The sequence below is a fragment of the Anaerococcus tetradius ATCC 35098 genome, from assembly GCF_000159095.1.
Taxonomy (GTDB): domain Bacteria; phylum Bacillota; class Clostridia; order Tissierellales; family Peptoniphilaceae; genus Anaerococcus; species Anaerococcus tetradius.
Window position 1 is genome coordinate 251,034 of sequence record NZ_GG666295.1, and the last position, 18,801, is coordinate 269,834.

Below are 18,801 nucleotides of genomic sequence, written 5' to 3' on the forward strand. Positions count from 1 at the left end.
ACCTCCTATACTAAAAACGGATTATTATCTAGTTCAAAAGCTAGACTTGTTTCTTCACCATGGCCAGGATAAATTTTTGTATCCGGTTTAAAGCCAGCTAACTTGTTTTTTATCGAATCAATTATTTGAGGATAACTTCCTCCTGGAAAGTCAGTCCTTCCAATTGAAAGCCTAAATAGGGTATCCCCGGAAAATATTATATCACCAATTTTATAAGACATCGAGTCAAGGGTATGGCCCGGAGTTTTTATTGCCATTATATTATACTCACTAAATATTTCTCCATCTTTTAAATATTTATCAATCGGAACATGCAAGTCAAAAGAATATGCCAAATTATAGTCTTTATCATTCGCTATTTCCTTAGCATCTTCTGATGCATAGACATCCACCTTATAAAGATTTTTAAAATATTCAAGACCTAATACGTGATCAAAATGAGTATGGGTTTGAATTATAAATTTGATATTAATCTTATTTTCCTTAATATACTCTTCTACCCTCTTACTTGGATATGCACAATCGACAAGAAATCCATCATTATCATCATCGCTTACAACATACATATTAGTCATAACAGGACCTTCTACAAATTTTCTAATTTTCATCAAACAATCCTTTCGCTATCCAAAATAATGGTTACAGGTCCATCATTAACTAGGCTAACTTCCATGTGGGTTTGAAAAATTCCAGTCTTTACTTCAAATCCTTCTTCTTTAAGCTGATTTATTAGTATTTCATAATATTTTTCAGCCTTATCTGCCTTGGCAGATTGACTAAATGATGGTCTGTTACCTTTTCTTGCGTCCCCATAGAGGGTGAATTGAGAAACCATTAGTATTTCTCCACCAACATCTTTCAATGAAAGATTCATTTTCCCTTCATTATCTTCAAATATCCTCAACTTAGATATTTTCTTTTTTATATATTCTATATCTTCTTCTTTGTCAGTATCTTTGACTCCTAAAAGTATCATAAAGCCATATCCTATTTCAGATACAAGCTTATTATCAACACTAACACTCGCTTTTTTTACTTTTTGTATTACTGCTCTCATTAATTTTTAACCCTATATACATTGTCAACTGTCTTTAAAGCCTTCAATTTAGTTATCAAGTCTGACAGTTGATCCATATTATTCACTTCAAGTATTAAATCTATAATTCCCTCGTCTTGATCAGTTCTAGCATTTATTGCTAAAATATTTATATTTACAGTAGACATCATCTTTGTAATATCATAAAGAATAGATGGCGCATTTGATGTTAAAATCTGAATCTTAACTGGAAATTTATCTTCTCTAGTATTTTGCCAGTAGACATCAATTAGTCTTTCTGGGGACTTCAAATTGATTATATTAGGGCAAGTCTTGACATGAACAGATATTCCATTTCCCTTTGTTATAAAGCCTATAATAGGATCCCCAGGAACTGGTGTACAACACTTAGCAAGTTTAACCTCGATATTTTCTTCCAAATCGCTTACCCTAATTTCACTAGAGCCACTATTTTTTATTTTCCTATCTGTAAACTCAATTGCTTTTGTTTCATCATTTATCTTTTTCTCATCTGCTTCAAACTTTAATAATTTTTGTGTTATTTGTTCAACGTTTGTTTTGCCGTAACCAACAGATGCATACATCTCATCTTCTGTTGGATAGCCCAAATCATTTGCAATCTTTTTAATCCACTCATCTTTTAGTAAGGATTTATAGGCTTGCCTATTCTTTTTAATTTCCTTAATAACAGAGTTTTTACCTATTTCTATATTTTCTTCTTTATCGTTTCGCTTGAAGAATTGTTTGATTTTATTTTTAGCTTGATTGCTTTTTACAATATTTAGCCAGTCCCTTGATGGGCCATGAGAATTTTTAGATGTTATGATTTCAACCAAATCTCCAGTTTTAAGTTTATATGTTATTGGAACCATCCTGCCATTAACTTTTGCTCCAACACATTTGTTACCGACTTCTGTATGAATCTTGTAGGCAAAATCAATAGAACATGCATCCATAGGTAGGGAATAGACTTCTCCAGCAGGAGAGTAGACATATATTTCTCTAGAGAAAAAGTCGTTTTTGAGGGTTTCCATAAACTCTTGATTATTTTCGTCTTTTCCACCCTCTTGTTGCCATTCGACTATTCTTCTAAGAAAACTCATAGCATCGTCAAAGTCAGATTTTGTATTATTATTTTCTTTGTATCTCCAATGGGCTGCGACTCCATATTCACATTCTTTGTGCATTTTACGAGTTCTAATTTGAACTTCAAAAGGCCTCGAATCTTCACCAAAAACTGTTGTGTGCAAAGACCTATATCCATTAGGCTTTGGTTGGCCGATATAATCTTTTATCCTATTTGGAATTGGCCTCCACAGTGAATGAACCTTACCTAAGACAGCATAACATTCTGCTATAGTATCTACAATTACCCTTATAGCTGTTAAATCATATATTTCATCAAAGGCTATGCCGTTTCTTTCCATTTTTTTGTTTATTGAATACAAGGATTTAGGTCTGCCAGATATTTCAAAATTTATATTTGTACCAGATAAAGACTTACTAAGAGTATCGATTATTTCATTGATATAGGCTTCTCTTTCTCGTCTTTTAACGTTAACCATCTCTGCTAATTCATAATATTTTTCTGGCTCTTGATATCTGAAACACAAGTCCTCAAGTTCCCATTTCAAAGAATAAATTCCTAGTCTATGGGCAAGAGGAACATATATTTCCAAGGTTTCATCGGCTATTTGTATCTGCTTTTTCCTAGTCATATATTCTAGAGTTTTCATATTATGAAGCCTATCAGATAGCTTTATAAGGACGACCCTAACATCATTAGACATCGCCATTACCATTTTTCTGATATTTTCAGCTTGTTTTTCTTCCCTTGAAGTATAATTTAAATTTTTAAGTTTAGTAACGCCATCCACAAGAAAAGTTATCTCTTCTCCGAAAACTTCAGCCATTTGTTCTCTACTTACATCTGTATCTTCTAGTACATCATGCATAAGTCCAGCACATATGGTTTCATCATCGAGTTTCATCTCTGATAATTTTCTAGCAACGGCTATAGGATGAATAAAATAATCTTCACCAGAATTTCTCTTCTGTCCCCTATGATGTAATTCAGCAAAGTCATAGGCCTTTTTTATTAAATTAATATCAGACTTAGGATTATTCTTTAGAATATCTTTTTCAAATAATTTATATTCTTTATTAAAATCAGTTGCCATATTATCACCTTATGTCTATCAATTTAATCTGTAGACTTCTATTTCCTTTATATTCGTTGATATCAGGATAATAAACAATATCAATCTTATTAGCCTTAATTTTTCCATTAAACTTTAAAGATAAATACTCATAATCATCAAGAGCGTTGAACTTGATTGCATTAAAATATCTTCCATTTTGAAAAAGGCTTAGCCTCATAGTCTTTTTATCTTTACCAATCATAGCTATATCTGCTATATCTACTCCCTTATTAGCAAAAACCGGTCTTGGATTATCCTTACCAAAGGGCCTAAGTTTTTCTATACTTTCAGCAAATTCAAGTGATAGATTGCTAATCTTAATCTGAGCATCAATATTAATTATTTCCTCTAAATCCTTATTAGATAAATTAGCATTATCATTTAGAAATTTTCTAAAGTCGTCTAGTAAATCTTTTTCTATGGATAGTCCACAAGCCATAGGATGGCCACCAAAGGATTGAAGTTTATCAGCAAATGGAACAATCGACTCATGCATATCGTAAGTTTCTATAGACCTAGCTGAGCCTTTCAAGATATTTTCAGTTGAAGAGTCTGTAAATACAATAGTTGGTCTATAATATTTTTCTTTGATCCTGCCAGCTACGATTCCACATATACTTTCATCAATTGACGGCTCGTATATTACAAGCACTTGGTCTTTGTCATAAGAATTTTCTTTAACTATCTTATCACACTTATTTAGTCCATCTTCTGTTAAGCTTTTTCTTGTATTGTTAAGATCAACCAGCTCTTTTGCAAGTTCATGAATTTTATCAATATCCTCTTGCATCAGCAAGTCTATTGCAAGCTTTGCTGTAGCTAGCCTTCCTGTCGCATTCATTAAGGGGCCAATAATAAAACCAAGAGTATATTCAGTTACTTCTTTATCCCATCCAGCTTCTTCTAGTAGAGCCTTTATGGCATACTTTTTGGTACAATTTATTCTCTTTAGTCCTTCAATTACAAATATTCTATTTTCATCTGTAAGAGAGACTATGTCACATACCGTGCCCATTGCTACATATTCAAGAAGAGAGTTTAAGTATTCACTATCACCCTCAAGCCTTTGGTAGAGAGCCTGCATTAGCTTAAAGGCGACCCCGGCTCCACACAGGTCTTTAAAGGGATAACTACTATCAAGCCTATGGGGATTAATAACACAATCGGCATCTGGTAAAATTTGATTTACCCATCCTTCATTATCTTCCTTCTCAATTTGGTGGTGATCTGTAACTATTACTTTTATATTGTTTTCTTTGAGCTTTTTAATTTGCTCAAATCCTGTTATTCCATTATCACAAGTTATTACTAGAGAAACCTTATCTGAAATTGCTTTTTCACTCATACCATTTGATATGCCATATCCATCTTCTACCCTATGGGGTATGTCATAACTTATATTATCATAATAAAAAAGCAAGCCATCCAAAAGGGTCATTACTGAAGCAATTCCGTCTTGGTCATAATCACCAAAAATACGAATTTCTCCATTATTTTGGATAGTTTCTATTATTAAATCAACGGACTTTTGCATATCTGGTAAAAGTAGAGGGTCATGAAGTTTATCGAGGCTTGGTTTTATATACATATCAACGACTTTAGGATCTACTATATCCCTATTCGCTAATACTAATGCCTGTAACTTAGTTATGTCCTTATTTTTTAAATTATTTATGTAATTTTCTTTCTTATTGTATATATACCAATTAGCCATTTTGCCCCCTACTTATCATATAAACTATACTACATTAATTTATCTTATAAAGAAGAGAGGCTAAAGCCTCCCTAATCACATATCTATTATCGCCCTTACAGAATCTACTTCTATCTTAAGGTATGATTGGTTCATATTATTTCCAGTAACTACAAGCAAATAAGGATTATCTATTTCTATAACTTCAGCAATTATACCTGATTTTGTAATAATCTTTGAACCCAGCTTTAGATTCTCCTTGATAAACTTTTTGTTTTTGTCATCTGAAAGCTTATCTTTTATGCTTGTCTTATAATAATATATTAATAAAATTATTAGGATTAAATATTCTAATTTCATTAGTAACCATACTTTTCGTAGAACTCTTTCTTGTAATCTAAGAACTGATCATTCATTATTGCTTCTCTTATGTTTTCACACATCTTTAGTAAAAAATACAAATTATGGTATGAAAGTAGTCTAGCACCCAAAATTTCATTAACATTCATAAGATGTCTAATGTATGCCCTAGAATAATTTCTACATGTATAACAATCACAGTCATGATCTAATGCTGTAAAATCATCCTTATATGGAGCATTTTTTACAACTAATCTCCCCCTTGATGTAAGAGCTGTCCCATTTCTAGCAATTCTTGTTGGAAGTACGCAATCTGCCATATCAATTCCAGCCTGGAAAGATTCGAATAGATAATCTGGTGTTCCAACTCCCATATTGTATCTAGGCTTATCCTCTGGTAGAAGTGGTGTTGTAAAATTTAATATATCTATCATCTCTTCTTTCGTTTCACCAACAGAAAGTCCACCAATAGAATAGCCATCAAAGTCCATAGCTGTAGTTTCTTTTGCTGATATTTCTCTTAGATCCTTAAACATTCCCCCTTGAACAATACCAAACAAGGATTGATCAGGATGGGAGTGGGTTTTGTGATATTCTAACCCCCTCTTTGCCCATCTAAGGGTTCTTTTCATAGAATCTTCGACATAGTCATAAGAGGCCCTAGCATCGACACATTCGTCAAAGCTCATCATTATATCAGAGTGGATGTCATTTTGGATGCTTATAGATTTTTCTGGAGTAAATAAATGCTTGCTTCCATCAATATGAGATCTAAAAGTAACTCCTTCTTCTGTTATTTTTCTATTGTCGGAAAGAGAGAAGACTTGAAAACCACCTGAATCAGTTAATATTGGTCTATCCCAATTCATAAATTTATGAAGACCACCTGCTTTTTTCATTATATCCATTCCAGGTTTTAGGTAGAGGTGATAGGTATTTCCTAAAATAATTTTTGCTCCCATTTCCTTTAAGTCTTCTGGTGTCATGGTCTTTACTGTGCCAAGTGTGCCAACTGGCATAAATATCGGTGTTGGTATGTCCCCATGAGCTGTGTGGATAACCCCTACTCTAGCATTTGAATATTTATCTTTTTTAATTAATTCGTATTTTAAAGCCATATTTCTCCTTAATGAATGAACATGCAATCACCAAAAGAAAAGAATCTATACTCTTCTTTTACTGCATAGTTGTAAGCGTTGAGAATGATTTCTCTTGATGTAAAGGCAGCAACTAACATAATAAGGGTTGATTTTGGTAAATGAAAATTAGTTATTACGGAATCAACAACTTTGTATTCAAAGCCAGGATAGATAAATATGTCCGTCCAACCTGAATCTTCTCTAATCTCACCACATTTCTTAAAGACAGATTCTAGTGTTCTTATGCTGGTTGTTCCTACCGCTATAATTTTATTGCCATTTTTTCTACCTTCATTTATTATAGATGCTGTTTCTTTGCTTAAAGTATAAAACTCTGAGTGCATCTTATGATCGGTTATATCTTCTTCATTTACTGGTCTAAAGGTTCCAAGTCCAACATTTAAAGTCAAGAATGCTAGTTTTACTCCCTTATCTTCTATTCTTTTTAGTAATTCTTTTGTAAAGTGAAGGCCTGCTGTTGGTGCTGCTACCGAACCGGGATTTTTAGAGTAAACTGTTTGATATTCTTCAGGGTCTTTAAGTTTTTCTTTTATATATGGTGGCAAGGGAACATTGCCGAGCTTATCTAATATTTCATTGAAAATTCCATCATAAGTAAACTCAACTATCCTGTTGCCATCCTCTTTGATGTCTATTACCTTGCAAGATAGTTCTTCTGAAAATATAACTTCAGCTCCTATTTTCATCTTCTTGCCTGGTCTTACAAGAACCTCCCAGACCTTTCCTTCTATGTTGTGGAGCAAGAAAACTTCAATGGATTCTTCCTTGTCTTTTCTATGACCAAAAAGCCTGGCTGGTATAACACGCGTATCATTCATAACTAAAACATCGCCTGGATTTAGATAGTCAATAATATCATAGAAGTATTTATCCTCTATCGCTCCGTTTTTTTTATCTAAAACCATCATTCTTGCCCCATCCCTCTTATCTGATGGATGTTGGGCTATCAATTTTTCTGGTAAATAATAATCAAAATCTTCTGTTTTCATCTTACTCCTCTATTTTTAGACCATAGTGCTCATAGGCTTTCCTAGTCAAAACTCTTCCCCTAGGTGTCCTGCTTATAAAACCTATTTGCAAAAGATATGGTTCGTATACATCTTCTATAGTAACATTCTCAATTCCAGTTGAGGCCGCAATAGTATCAACTCCAACTGGGCCTCCTGCAAAATTATCATACATAGTCATAATTATTTTCTTATCCATAGTGTCAAGGCCCATAGGATCTATTTCAAGTAGTTCAAGGCCTTTTTTACTAGTTTCGTAGTCTATTTGATCGTTTGCCCTTACTATAGCAAAATCCCTGACCCTTTTTAATAGTCTATTAGCTATTCTTGGAGTCCCTCTAGAACGTCTAGCAATTTCTACTGCCCCCTTTTCATCAATAGCTATACCTAAAATTTGGGCAGATCTTTTAACTATAGTAGTCAAATCTTTTGTATCATATAAATTTAAGGCTAAGAGTACCCCGAACCTATCTCTAAGTGGAGCTGATAACATTCCTGCCCTAGTCGTTGCTCCAATAAGGGTAAACCTATCAAGGTCAATTCTAATCGACTGTGCATTGGGTCCCTTGCCTACAATTATATCTAAAACAAAATCTTCCATAGCAGAATATAAGATTTCTTCTACAGACCTATTAATCCTATGAATCTCATCTATGAATAAAACATCACCATCTGACAGGTTGGTTAGGATACTTGCAAGGTCAGATGGCCTTTCTATGGCTGGTCCGCTAGTAACTCTAAGATTAACTCCTAACTCGTTAGCGATAATTGTAGATAGGGTAGTTTTTCCTAAACCAGGTGGCCCTTGCAATAGTACATGATCAAGAGGTTCATTTCTTGAAAGTGAAGATTTGATAAATATATCGAGCTTTTCTTTAACCTTGTCTTGGCCTATATAATCTTTAAGCCACTTAGGTCTTATGCTATTTTCAGATTGAAGGTCTTCTATTTGCTCATTACTTCCTACTATTCTTTTATTTTCATCATACATTTAATCACCTAAATCAACCTTTTAAGGCTCTCTTTAACCAGGCCTTCAAGACTTAAATCTGTATCCTTTAATTCAGATAAAACCCTGTCGACATCATTTTTCTGATATCCAAGATTAAGAAGAGCTTCTTTGGCAACTTCAAAATCTTCATTTAGCATATCATCTTGTTTTATATTCTCTACTGGAACAAAACTCATCTTCTTAACTTTATCTACAAGCTCTAATATTATTCTAGAAGCAGATTTTTTGCCAATCCCCTTAGCTAGGGTTAACTTGTCTATATCATTATTAACAACCGCAGTCTTTATTTCATTTACAGATATGGATGATAGGATTCCCATAGCTGTTTTGGGCCCTATTGTAGAAACTGAAGTTAGCAGACTAAACATCTCCAACTCATCTTTAGTAAAAAATCCAAACAAGGATATGTCATCCTCCCTAACTTGCATAGAAGTATAAATCTTGTATTCGCTATTTATTTCTAGATTGCTGAGGGTAGCTAAAGAAGAATAAATCAAATATCCAATATTATTATTTTCAATTATAAAACTTTCTTCATCAATATTTCTTACATGACCTATAATATATGAAATCATTAATTTAACCTAAATCTTTCTTTAAATCTTTGGCTTAAAGCATGGCATAAGGCTACAGATAAAGCATCTGCTGCATCATCTGGCTTGGGCATTTCTTTAAGATTTAGAAGCCTAGTAACCGTTAATTGCATCTGACTTTTACTTGCCCTTCCATAACCAGTGATAGCCTGCTTGATCTGTAAGGGTGTATATTCATAAATTGGGAGCATGTTTTGTTGAGCACAAAGCACCTGAACTCCCCTAGCATGACCAACTGTTATAGCCGTTTTTACGTTAGAATTGAAAAATAACTCTTCAATAGCAAACTCATCAGGTTTGAACTCCTTTATTATCTGATGCAAATTATCATACAAAAGTTCCAATCTCCTTCCTGTTTTTGTTTTAGAGGAAGTAGTTACAACACCATTTTCTAATACTTTAACCTTGTTTTCTTTAAATTCAATTATCCCATAGCCCATTATTGCTATTCCAGGATCTATCCCTAATATAATCATAATCTCCAAAATAAAAAGGGCTCTAAGCCCTATTGATATCTTTTAAACACCTCTCTAATCAAACCTCTAAAATAATACTCCGCATATGTATCTACTATAGACTTATAAAGATAAGTAAGGGTTTTTTCATACATTTTCTTTGATTGTTGACTGGTTATATCTTCAGTATAAATTGAATCAGTATCAAAACTTAATTGTTTATGAGTTGTTGTATCAATATTATAAATTTTCTTCATCAACATCTTGTCAGCATAAACCCTGATATCTTTGTTTAGTTCCTTAACCAAAGACCTATCTTCGTATATTTTGTTTTTAAAATTCTTAGATATTTCAATGATTTTAGGATCAAATCTATTGTAGTTGAAATTTGTGCTTTCTATAAGATAGTCAACTCCAAGTTGGTCTAGAATCACATATTCTAGCTGGTCAACCATTTTCTTTTCCCTAAAGGCCCTATATTGAGCTTTAATAGATATTATATATTCATACCTATAAATAGCTGAAGAAATCAATCTATCTAGAGAGTCTATAACTTGATCAATATCTCTCAAATTCCAAAAATATTTTTTTAAATTTTTTAAAACATAGTCTTTAACATAGTAATTATTTTTAGAAAAATAGATGAAATTTTTATCATGCAATAAAGACATAAGGGTGTTCAATGAGTATATATCTTCATTTACTAAATAATTATATTCAAGTTTTTCAATTATAGGATATTGTTCACTTAAATTTGCCTTCATTACATTCTTACCTCTTATACTATTTTACCATAAAATAATCTTCAATAATCAATTATTTTTTGAAGTCGGAAGAAAAATAGCTAAACAAAAGAAATAATATTCAAGAAAAAATTATTTTTGAATATTTTTCTTTAAATTTAGCTACTATGAATTTTACAATAAAATATTATACAAGAAAATTTTTAAAACTTTTTAAAATCAACTTGCATGTCACTTAATTTGAAATTATAATTAACATCTTTTCTTTCGATATTAATTGTCGCTTTTTGTCTTAATTCAGGATCAGAGAAAAGTTTCTCTATGAGTTCAAAGCTTGGATTAATAGCATGGGGATTACCAACCATTTCAAACATAGTTATGTCTCCATTAGTATCACCATAAGCAAAAGAATTATCTAAATCTATCTTATATTTCTCGTCTAATTCTCTAATCGCCGTAAGCTTACTCTTGCCATCCCACATAGGTATTACTTTACCCGTAAATTTATCATTTTCATCAAAAACATAATCAGTAGATATAGATTCTGTAGCTCCATAGAATTTTGCAAAATTATCAACAAGAAAGTTAGGTGATCCAGAAATAAAGAATATAAGATCACCATTTTCAATGTGCATCTCTACAGCTTTTCTCGTAATCATATAAACTTTATTTTTATTTTCCTCAATAACTAAATTGGAATAATCATCTATTAACTTACGATCTAATCCTATCATACTCTTTTGGTAAACTAGAGCTGCCTTATCTAGATAGTCTTCATAGGCTCCAAGTCTATTTTGGTATTTATAATAAATTGGACCTATTTCATTTGTCCATATATCCTTAGATAGGATTCCATCTTCACATAGTTTTAAGAAATGCTCTATTAGTAATGAATTTCTAAAAAGTGTACCGTCTATATCGAAAAAAGCCGCCCTTTTTTTATTCATCTTAAACTTCCTTATCGTTAACTTTGTTGGCTTTTCTTTTTTTTGCTGATCTTTCTGAATTCCTAGCATTAGCTCTAGCCACAGAATTATTCAAAAACTCCGTTTTAGCTCTAATATCTTCTACTAATTCTATCATATAGCAAGTTATAATTCCTACTAGTGAAGCTGCTCCTAAGAATATTGCTATCCACGCAATATTTAGGCCTGATTTGCTTGTAAAAGTAGAAATAGAGATAATAGCAAGAATTATTGAAATTATACCTGTAATTATAGAAGGAATAAATTTAACTATTCTTTTCTTATTTATTAAATATATTATTACTGAAATAGCTCCCATTATAAAAGAAACTATAGGCAAAATTGCCAAGCTTGATGAATATTGGGATACTAGATTGATTAAGCCAGTCATTAGTCCTCCACTAGTTTGCTTCTACCCTTTTAACCTTGATATCTTCACCTATCTCTAAAATTGCAAAACCATATAAACCATCCCTAGCTAGAGATGGAGAGCCAGGATTTAATAAGAGAATTCCATTTCTATATTCATTTACAAACCTATGTATATGACCAAATATTACTATATCACAAGATGAGTCTTTTGCCTTTTCTAATATCTTTTCGTAGGTGAAATCGACATCATACCTGTGACCATGGCTAAGAAAAATCTTTTTATCCTCTATATCAATAATTTTATCATATTCATCATTGACAAAGTAATCGTTGTTTCCCTTAACCGCATAGTAATCTATGCCAGTCTCGTAATTTATTTTTTTTGCATCTTCCAGGCAATCTCCAGCATGTATCAATAAATCTATATCATTGTGAAGTAATATATAATCACTTATAGCATCATACATGCCATGAGTATCGCTTGTTACAAGTATTTTTTTCATAAATTAAGAAACTCTTTGAATTTTTGCATAGCTCTTGCCCTATGTGAGATTTGATTTTTTTCTTCGGTAGTCATCTGAGCAAGACTTAGGTCAGTATCAGTAGGTATAAATATCTTATCGTAACCAAATTCCCCACTGCCTTTTTCAATCTCGCTAATGCTTCCCTCCAAGATGCCTTCAAAATAACTATCGTAACCATTTTCATCTATATAGGCAATAACAGTTTTAAAACATGCACTTCTATCATCTTTATCTTTTAATTCTCTTAAAAGTTTATCCCTATTATCTTGGTATGAACAGTTTTCTCCAGCGTACCTATGTGAATAAACACCCGGTCTATTATCAAGAGCTTTGACAAATAATCCAGTATCATCGGAGAATACCGGCTTTCCAGTCAATTTGTACAAAGCATAGGCTTTCTTATAGGCATTTTCTTTTAGAGTTTCTCCATCTTCTACAACTTCAAAATTAGTAATACCTAGATCTTGCGGCATTTTTATATCTTCGCTAGATAATAGTTTTCTTACCTCTATTAATTTATCTTTATTGCCACTTGCAAATAATAGTTCCATAAAATCTCCTCTTAAAATTTTAACAGAAATATAAAGACTTAGTCAAGTTATTAATTTTGTTGCTCTACTATTTCATTGTTATTGTCAAAAGCTGATTCTAGATTCTCCGCACCGCTTCCAGATTGTTCAGCCAGGCTTACTATGCTTGTCGAATTTATTGTTGGTATTGAATAAATAGGTTTTTTCTCTATTAGTTTATCTTTTATTCTATGGACTAGTAGTTCATCAGGTGTTTGGATTACTATATAGTTACCATTTGATAGAATGTAGTAATCTTTAAACTGACCATTAATATTTCTAACTTGATCTCTAGTTATAGTATTTTTATCAGAATTTTTGTTAAGCATCTGATTGCCGATAGCAATTTCCATAGGGAAAAAGTTTTGTACAAAATTCTTTCCATCACCTGTGAAAATAGAAGATTGGAAAATCCATTGACCTTGATTTCTTATTATTCCGAAATTAGTATTATCAAAGGAAAGATTTTTCTCATCGAAACCCTTAAAGTTTATATTTGCTTCTTCTAGAACTCTTTCTCTAAAGATTAGATCCGAGTCTTCCTCGCCTGTAAATTCTTGAAGTGATAGGAATGCTCCATTATTTACTGCATTAGTCTCTAAGATTGCATACTTTCTAATAGGATTGTCATTGGCAATACTAGTATAATCAATTGATATGAAATCATTAGATACATAATTCAATCTAATGTTCAAATTGATATCTTTAAATGAATATTTTGCTCTTAGAGATGGATCTGACATTTTAGATTTTAGTCTTATAGGATAGGCTAAAAGCTCATCATAGTTATTGGTTATGTTATTGTTTTTTGTATTTACCAACCAATACTCTTCCTTATTCTTTAAGAAAATTCCATAGGCTTTTTTATAGGAAATATTTCCGTCATCTTTTATTCTAATAAGATATGTGTAATAGTTATTTAACGAATCATCAAGGCTATTATCGACTCTTTCTCTTACACCAACAAGTAAGGCTGTATCTTCAGCTATCTCTTGACCCTCAGCTGTAGTTGTCCTTTCTTTGCTTGCCCTTTTCGAATAGACATTTAAAATTTTCGTATCAACCTTATTAGATATTTTTTCAAGTTTAATAAAGTTATCATTTGATATTATTGCCATTTCAGTATCACTAAACTTTATAAAATCCTTCGAGAATAGTTGTCCCTGGGAGGCATTTATCACAACTACATTTTTATCTTTATCGATTTTATTTTCTTCGATTCCCCTGTTTTTCAGATACTTAGACAAATTTACGTATTTTGAAGAAAAGCTAGGAGGGAAGGCATAACTATCGCCAATAGCAAGCAAGTTCTTGTCAATATATATTAAATCACCTTTTTGTGGAACGTCCTTTTCATCTATGTTTTTCTTGCCTCTAACTTCTTTTACTTCCCATGTTCCATTAATTGATAGTTGCCCTTGTTTAGGGGTTTGAATTAGGTTATTTAATTCTTCAGGATTATTATTAGAACATGATGAAAGTATTATAAATGAGAGTATAAATAATAAAAATTTACTTATCTTTTTCATCATTAAACCTCGGAATTTCAACAGTGACGGAAGTTCCACTTCCGTACTGGCTCTTTATAACTAATTTACCACCATGGGCTTTTGCTATTTCTTCACATATAGAAAGACCTAAACCAGTTTGGGACTTAGAGGATGAGCCCTTATAGAATTTACTAGCAACAAATGCTATTTCATCTTCTTTTATACCTTCCCCATTATCCTTTATAGTTATGAGGACCTTGTCATTTTCTTGATCAATTATTAAATCAATCTGTCCCCCTTCATCAGTAAACTTTATAGCATTATCAATTATATTTATCAGAACCTCTTTAATCCTATTCTTATCAGCAAATACGGGTATTGACTTATATACTGTAACAAAATTAAATTCAATTTTCTGATTCTCAGTTCTAGGATAAAGTTGCCTGTAAACTTGTAGGGAAAGTGCAACTATATCTAATTTTTCCTTATCATATTTAAAACTTGAAGAGGATAACCTTGAAAAATCTAGAAGGTCTTCAACCATCATTGATAGCCTATCTCCCTCATCTTCTATAATCTTTAAACCCTGACTCATCATGTCTTCATTTTTTTGAATTTCTGGAGCTTGTAAAGTAATAGCCCAGCCCTTTATTGATGTTAATGGTGTTCTAAGTTCATGGGATACAGAAGATATAAACTCATTTTTCATATCTTCCCTTTTGATTATATTTTCGCTTAAATTATTTAGAGTATTTGCAAGCTCTGTAATCTCATTGTTTCCTTTAACTTCGGCTTTTGCGGAATAATCGCCACTAGCAAGTTTTTCTGATACCTTTATTAAACCGTTAATTGGTTTAATAAAGCTTGAAGCAGCGAAAAATGAAACAACTAAGGCAGCAAGCGTTACAATTGTACCAAAAAGAATATACCAAAAGGCATCATCATTTACCCTCTTGTTTACCTTATCCATAGAACTTGTAAGTCTAATTATCCCTACTTGCTGATTTGCTGATAACAAGGGATAAGACAAAGATAATACATTTTCTCCTGTGCTTTCAATCTTGTTTTTAGAAAAATCTTGCTTACCTTCGATAGCAGCACTAACATCAGGACTTACTAAATTAGTGCCAACATTATCAGATGCCATCGAATCAAACAAAACAACACCAGAATTATCAAGAATTTGAACCTGCGTATCGCTTTGCCTATAGAATATATTTTTATCACCAATGATTATGTCATTAAGATCGTATCTGTTCATATAATTGCTATATTGTAGCTGGCTAATTCTTGCTTGATTTCTCATAGAATCAGTTAAGGCTGATTCATAGTAAGACCTAATACTATTGTATGCAAAAATCTCAAAACCTATAACTATGGTTACTACAAAAAGCATGATAATCTTTATAACCGTAAATTTAATACTATCGTTTGGATTTTGATTATTATATGACCTTATTTCCTTATCAATAAACTCTTCACTATTTATTATTTCCATCTATAACCTGTACCCCATACTGTTTCTATATATTCAGGTTTTGCAGGGTTATCCTCAATCTTAGCTCTTATCCTTCTAATATTCACATCGACGATTTTCGTATCGTTACTATAATTTTCACCCCATGTCTTTGTCATTATTTCATCACGAGTCATGGCCTTTCCTTTATTCTGAATAAAGTATTGGAGAATTGTAAATTCAGTAGGTGTGACGTCTATTTCTCTTTCATTTTTGTAGAAACTTTTTGCGTATAAATCCAGAGTAAATGGACCATCGCTAATACTTTCTTTAATCTTGTTGTTTGCCTTGTCTTGACTAAAGTTAACCCTTCTCATAAGAGATCTTACTCTAAGTATTAACTCTTGTGGATTGAAAGGCTTAATTATATAATCATCCGCTCCTTTTTCTAGACCAAGGATTTTATCAATATCTTGAGATTTTGCTGAAACCATAATGATTCCAGTCATAGGAGCTTCAGTCCTTATTTTTTCGCAAACTTCATAGCCACTCATACCAGGAAGCATTATATCAAGAATTGCTAAGGCTGGCCTTTCTTTTTCAAAAACTTTAATAGCTTCTTCTCCGCTAGCAGCTTCTACAGTTTGATAACCCTGATAATCAAGATTAATCTTCATAAACTGTCTTATTGGATCTTCATCATCCACTATTAAAATCTTTTTATTCTCCATTATCATTCCTTTCGAAGGCAATCTTTGCTGCACCTATAACTCCGGCATTATTCAAAAACATTGCAGGAATAATGTCCACTTCACTAGGTTTATTGCAATACTCTTGATATTTTGAAATCATACCATCCCAAAATACATCCTTGGCATGAATTACTCCGCCACCAACTACTATGACATCTGGGTCAAAAATGTTTCTTAAAGATGTTAAAAGATATCCTAGATTTGATTGATAGTTTTCAAGCACCTTTCTAGCAGCATCATCTGTATCTACTAGGTCAAAAATAGCTTGTCCACTTAGCTCTTTTCCTGTCAATTTCTTATAATCCTTAGTTAGAGCACTGCCTGCACAATAACTTTCAGCACAACCATTTTGCCCACATGTGCAAGGATCTCCTCCTGCATGAAGAATCATATGACCTAATTCAGCTCCTTGGAAATGAGAACCTGTTAGTAAGCCCCCTTCTTTTGTATAGATAGCTCCACCAAGTCCAGTGCCCAAGGTAATCATTACAACATTGTCATAATCTTTGCAAGATCCTATCCATTTTTCAGCTACAAGGGCAATATTAGCATCATTTTCCACAAAAACTGGTAGATCTACAAATTTCTCAACGGCTTCTTTAAGATTTAAGCCTGTCCATCCTTTTATATTACCCGCAAAGGTAACAATTCCATTTTTAGAATCTATAAATCCTGGTGTTCCAATTCCAATTGCGCTAGCATCCTTATAAGATAGTGAGTAAATTGCGTTTTTGATGTTATCAAGAACAACATCACGTCCCCTATTTGCATTAGTAGGAACTTCTTTTCTTTCTAAAATATTTCCACTATCATCAACAAGACATGCATTAATTTTAGTTCCACCAATATCTATTCCTATTACTTTAGCCATCATATCTCCTTAAAAATTCTATCTTTTAATTCTAAAATCGAATTCTTTCTACTTGAATAAAATTCCTTGTTCTCTAAATATTCTAAGCCATCAAATTTTTTAAAGCTAAGCTTATAAGCTAATAAAACTTGGTTATGAATGCCAAATTTTTCTAACTTTCTATTACTATTGACACTTCCATATTTTCTATCGCCAATAATAGGAGTCCTGTTTTCCTTTAATGAAAACCTAATCTGATGAGTTTTGCCCGTCTCTAATTTACATTCCAAAAGAGTGAATTTCTTGTTAGAGTCTAAAGGCCTAAAATGAGTGATTATCTCCTTGCCATCTTCTGATTTTCGGATCCTATTCTTATTTTCATTTTTAGCTATAGTTGTTCTTATAGAAAAATCTTTATCTATATGACCATTAACAATAGTCATATAATACTTATCTATATACTTATTTCTTATTGCCCTATTTAAAGACCTGAGAGCCTTGGCATTTTTCGCCCCTATAACAAGACCTGCAGTATTTCTATCTAGTCTATTTACAACTGCTGGCTTAAATGTTTTGTCAGTCATATCAATTGACTTTGTCTTATAAAGATAAGCTAACATATTATCGACAAGATTATTTCCATAATCTTTTCTTGATGAGCTGTGGGTTAGAAGTCCCTCTCTCTTATCCATAATGATAATATTATCATCCTCATAAACAATATCCAAATTAAAGTCTTGAGCTTTAAAGTCAGTCCTAGTGAGCCATTTGTCATAATCACTATCATTTATATACATTTTTACTGAATCACCAGGATAGACGAAATCATCTTTCTTAGCTCTTTTATCGTTTATCTTAAAATTTTTCTTTCTTATATTCTTTTGAATTAATGATAAGGGAGCATTTTCGAAATATTTCCTCAAAAATCTGTCAAATCTTTGACCCCCATCATTTTCATTTATTACTATTTCTATCATATTAATAAGATTTATTAACGTAAGAGTCAATAAGAGACTGCCTTGCTAAGTCGCTGAAAACACCTTTTTCTTTTAAGTTATCTAAAATCGTCTTGTTTTTTGAATGAAGGATAAGTTTTTCTCTATCCAGTATATGAATTTCATAAATACTACCCTTTAGTCTTTTAGATTGCAATTTTATGTAATAGCACTCTAAATTTTTGTAATCAATAATCTCTAGTAATCTTTGTGTAGCCAAGTCCTTGAGATAATAGTAGTTTTCCCTATCATTTATCAGTTTATTATATAACTTTTTCTTTTTTTTCAAATTTTGGTATAAACTAGCCTCGAAGTTAGATTTCTTTGCCATGACATTATAATATTGATAATTATATATCGCTTTAAGTGGTGTATCTATTTGAGCGAAGGGTTTAAGTTCTAATTTTCTAAAAAAATTGTAATTCAAATCCAAAAACTCATCTTTCTCAATCTTAGCTTTCTCTAATAAATCAATGGATTCCTTTCTCCAATTTTCAAATATAGTTAATTTTTTGTCTTCTATGTTCATAATAAAAAACCGTCTCAA

The 18,801-nt window shown here is 32.0% G+C and carries 21 protein-coding genes; all 21 read right to left on the reverse strand.

Annotated elements, in window-relative coordinates; all coding sequences use genetic code 11:
- Positions 1-5: 5 nt before the first annotated feature.
- Complete coding sequence (locus HMPREF0077_RS01165; protein WP_004836011.1) at positions 6-608, reverse strand: MBL fold metallo-hydrolase; 603 nt, start codon at positions 606-608, stop codon at positions 6-8.
- Positions 608-1,057 (reverse strand): D-aminoacyl-tRNA deacylase, encoded by a 450-nt coding sequence (dtd, locus tag HMPREF0077_RS01170; RefSeq protein ID WP_004836012.1) that lies wholly within the window; start codon positions 1,055-1,057, stop codon positions 608-610. The genes HMPREF0077_RS01165 and dtd overlap by 1 nt, the downstream gene beginning before the upstream one ends.
- The gene (locus HMPREF0077_RS01175) at positions 1,057-3,237 is read right to left on the reverse strand and encodes a RelA/SpoT family protein (RefSeq protein WP_004836013.1); all 2,181 of its coding nucleotides are present in this window, start codon (positions 3,235-3,237) and stop codon (positions 1,057-1,059) included. The genes dtd and HMPREF0077_RS01175 overlap by 1 nt, the downstream gene beginning before the upstream one ends.
- Before the next feature lie 4 nt (positions 3,238-3,241).
- Positions 3,242-4,972, reverse strand: a complete 1,731-nt coding sequence (gene recJ / locus HMPREF0077_RS01180; protein WP_004836014.1) for a single-stranded-DNA-specific exonuclease RecJ — start codon at positions 4,970-4,972, stop codon at positions 3,242-3,244.
- 75 nt (positions 4,973-5,047) lie between these two features.
- Positions 5,048-5,311 (reverse strand): preprotein translocase subunit YajC, encoded by a 264-nt coding sequence (locus HMPREF0077_RS01185; protein ID WP_004836015.1) that lies wholly within the window; start codon positions 5,309-5,311, stop codon positions 5,048-5,050.
- Complete coding sequence (gene tgt / locus HMPREF0077_RS01190; RefSeq protein ID WP_004836016.1) at positions 5,311-6,429, reverse strand: tRNA guanosine(34) transglycosylase Tgt; 1,119 nt, start codon at positions 6,427-6,429, stop codon at positions 5,311-5,313. Before tgt ends, HMPREF0077_RS01185 begins: the two co-directional genes overlap by 1 nt.
- Positions 6,430-6,437: 8 nt before the next feature.
- Positions 6,438-7,460, reverse strand: coding sequence for a tRNA preQ1(34) S-adenosylmethionine ribosyltransferase-isomerase QueA (gene queA, locus HMPREF0077_RS01195; RefSeq protein ID WP_004836017.1), 1,023 nt, complete (start codon positions 7,458-7,460; stop codon positions 6,438-6,440).
- Between the two features lies 1 nt (position 7,461).
- On the reverse strand, positions 7,462-8,469 hold the full coding sequence (ruvB, locus tag HMPREF0077_RS01200) for a Holliday junction branch migration DNA helicase RuvB (RefSeq protein ID WP_004836018.1): 1,008 nt from the start codon (positions 8,467-8,469) through the stop codon (positions 7,462-7,464).
- A gap of 8 nt (positions 8,470-8,477) precedes the next feature.
- On the reverse strand, positions 8,478-9,065 hold the full coding sequence (ruvA, locus tag HMPREF0077_RS01205; protein ID WP_004836019.1) for a Holliday junction branch migration protein RuvA: 588 nt from the start codon (positions 9,063-9,065) through the stop codon (positions 8,478-8,480).
- The gene (ruvC, locus tag HMPREF0077_RS01210) at positions 9,065-9,559 is read right to left on the reverse strand and encodes a crossover junction endodeoxyribonuclease RuvC (RefSeq protein ID WP_004836020.1); all 495 of its coding nucleotides are present in this window, start codon (positions 9,557-9,559) and stop codon (positions 9,065-9,067) included. Before ruvC ends, ruvA begins: the two co-directional genes overlap by 1 nt.
- Before the next feature lie 29 nt (positions 9,560-9,588).
- A complete protein-coding gene (locus HMPREF0077_RS01215) occupies positions 9,589-10,302 on the reverse strand; it encodes a hypothetical protein (RefSeq protein ID WP_004836021.1) in 714 nt (237 codons plus the stop codon).
- Between the two features lie 182 nt (positions 10,303-10,484).
- A complete protein-coding gene (locus HMPREF0077_RS01220; RefSeq protein WP_040349216.1) occupies positions 10,485-11,228 on the reverse strand; it encodes an HAD family hydrolase in 744 nt (247 codons plus the stop codon).
- Position 11,229: 1 nt separating this feature from the next.
- Positions 11,230-11,637 (reverse strand): hypothetical protein, encoded by a 408-nt coding sequence (locus tag HMPREF0077_RS01225; protein WP_004836023.1) that lies wholly within the window; start codon positions 11,635-11,637, stop codon positions 11,230-11,232.
- A 10-nt stretch (positions 11,638-11,647) separates the two neighbouring features.
- A complete protein-coding gene (locus HMPREF0077_RS01230) occupies positions 11,648-12,121 on the reverse strand; it encodes a YfcE family phosphodiesterase (protein WP_004836024.1) in 474 nt (157 codons plus the stop codon).
- A complete protein-coding gene (gene rdgB / locus HMPREF0077_RS01235) occupies positions 12,118-12,693 on the reverse strand; it encodes an RdgB/HAM1 family non-canonical purine NTP pyrophosphatase (RefSeq protein ID WP_004836025.1) in 576 nt (191 codons plus the stop codon). Before rdgB ends, HMPREF0077_RS01230 begins: the two co-directional genes overlap by 4 nt.
- Before the next feature lie 50 nt (positions 12,694-12,743).
- Entirely contained in the window at positions 12,744-14,243 is a 1,500-nt protein-coding gene (locus HMPREF0077_RS01240) for a hypothetical protein (protein WP_004836026.1), read from the reverse strand.
- The gene (locus tag HMPREF0077_RS01245; RefSeq protein ID WP_004836027.1) at positions 14,224-15,699 is read right to left on the reverse strand and encodes a sensor histidine kinase; all 1,476 of its coding nucleotides are present in this window, start codon (positions 15,697-15,699) and stop codon (positions 14,224-14,226) included. Before HMPREF0077_RS01245 ends, HMPREF0077_RS01240 begins: the two co-directional genes overlap by 20 nt.
- Positions 15,690-16,388 carry a response regulator transcription factor gene (locus tag HMPREF0077_RS01250; RefSeq protein ID WP_040349217.1) on the reverse strand — a complete coding sequence of 233 codons (699 nt, stop codon included), beginning with the start codon at positions 16,386-16,388 and terminating at the stop codon, positions 15,690-15,692. Before HMPREF0077_RS01250 ends, HMPREF0077_RS01245 begins: the two co-directional genes overlap by 10 nt.
- Positions 16,378-17,280 carry an ROK family protein gene (locus HMPREF0077_RS01255; protein WP_040349219.1) on the reverse strand — a complete coding sequence of 301 codons (903 nt, stop codon included), beginning with the start codon at positions 17,278-17,280 and terminating at the stop codon, positions 16,378-16,380. The genes HMPREF0077_RS01250 and HMPREF0077_RS01255 overlap by 11 nt, the downstream gene beginning before the upstream one ends.
- Positions 17,280-18,236 (reverse strand): RluA family pseudouridine synthase, encoded by a 957-nt coding sequence (locus HMPREF0077_RS01260; protein ID WP_040349306.1) that lies wholly within the window; start codon positions 18,234-18,236, stop codon positions 17,280-17,282. Before HMPREF0077_RS01260 ends, HMPREF0077_RS01255 begins: the two co-directional genes overlap by 1 nt.
- Position 18,237: 1 nt before the next feature.
- Complete coding sequence (locus HMPREF0077_RS01265) at positions 18,238-18,783, reverse strand: DUF6648 family protein (RefSeq protein WP_004836031.1); 546 nt, start codon at positions 18,781-18,783, stop codon at positions 18,238-18,240.
- Positions 18,784-18,801: the final 18 nt, after the last annotated feature.

Excerpts from the sequence above, each read along its gene's own strand:
- HMPREF0077_RS01165 (WP_004836011.1), bottom strand. The coding sequence starts at position 608 with ATGAAAATTAGAAAATTTGTAGAAGGTCCTGTTATGACTAATATGTAT.
- dtd (WP_004836012.1), bottom strand. The coding sequence starts at position 1,057 with ATGAGAGCAGTAATACAAAAAGTAAAAAAAGCGAGTGTTAGTGTTGAT.
- HMPREF0077_RS01175 (WP_004836013.1), bottom strand. The coding sequence starts at position 3,237 with ATGGCAACTGATTTTAATAAAGAATATAAATTATTTGAAAAAGATATT.
- recJ (WP_004836014.1), bottom strand. The coding sequence starts at position 4,972 with ATGGCTAATTGGTATATATACAATAAGAAAGAAAATTACATAAATAAT.
- HMPREF0077_RS01185 (WP_004836015.1), bottom strand. The coding sequence starts at position 5,311 with ATGAAATTAGAATATTTAATCCTAATAATTTTATTAATATATTATTAT.
- tgt (WP_004836016.1), bottom strand. The coding sequence starts at position 6,429 with ATGGCTTTAAAATACGAATTAATTAAAAAAGATAAATATTCAAATGCT.
- queA (WP_004836017.1), bottom strand. The coding sequence starts at position 7,460 with ATGAAAACAGAAGATTTTGATTATTATTTACCAGAAAAATTGATAGCC.
- ruvB (WP_004836018.1), bottom strand. The coding sequence starts at position 8,469 with ATGTATGATGAAAATAAAAGAATAGTAGGAAGTAATGAGCAAATAGAA.
- ruvA (WP_004836019.1), bottom strand. The coding sequence starts at position 9,065 with ATGATTTCATATATTATAGGTCATGTAAGAAATATTGATGAAGAAAGT.
- ruvC (WP_004836020.1), bottom strand. The coding sequence starts at position 9,559 with ATGATTATATTAGGGATAGATCCTGGAATAGCAATAATGGGCTATGGG.
- HMPREF0077_RS01215 (WP_004836021.1), bottom strand. The coding sequence starts at position 10,302 with ATGAAGGCAAATTTAAGTGAACAATATCCTATAATTGAAAAACTTGAA.
- HMPREF0077_RS01220 (WP_040349216.1), bottom strand. The coding sequence starts at position 11,228 with ATGAATAAAAAAAGGGCGGCTTTTTTCGATATAGACGGTACACTTTTT.
- HMPREF0077_RS01225 (WP_004836023.1), bottom strand. The coding sequence starts at position 11,637 with ATGACTGGCTTAATCAATCTAGTATCCCAATATTCATCAAGCTTGGCA.
- HMPREF0077_RS01230 (WP_004836024.1), bottom strand. The coding sequence starts at position 12,121 with ATGAAAAAAATACTTGTAACAAGCGATACTCATGGCATGTATGATGCT.
- rdgB (WP_004836025.1), bottom strand. The coding sequence starts at position 12,693 with ATGGAACTATTATTTGCAAGTGGCAATAAAGATAAATTAATAGAGGTA.
- HMPREF0077_RS01240 (WP_004836026.1), bottom strand. The coding sequence starts at position 14,243 with ATGATGAAAAAGATAAGTAAATTTTTATTATTTATACTCTCATTTATA.
- HMPREF0077_RS01245 (WP_004836027.1), bottom strand. The coding sequence starts at position 15,699 with ATGGAAATAATAAATAGTGAAGAGTTTATTGATAAGGAAATAAGGTCA.
- HMPREF0077_RS01250 (WP_040349217.1), bottom strand. The coding sequence starts at position 16,388 with ATGGAGAATAAAAAGATTTTAATAGTGGATGATGAAGATCCAATAAGA.
- HMPREF0077_RS01255 (WP_040349219.1), bottom strand. The coding sequence starts at position 17,280 with ATGGCTAAAGTAATAGGAATAGATATTGGTGGAACTAAAATTAATGCA.
- HMPREF0077_RS01260 (WP_040349306.1), bottom strand. The coding sequence starts at position 18,236 with ATGATAGAAATAGTAATAAATGAAAATGATGGGGGTCAAAGATTTGAC.
- HMPREF0077_RS01265 (WP_004836031.1), bottom strand. The coding sequence starts at position 18,783 with ATGAACATAGAAGACAAAAAATTAACTATATTTGAAAATTGGAGAAAG.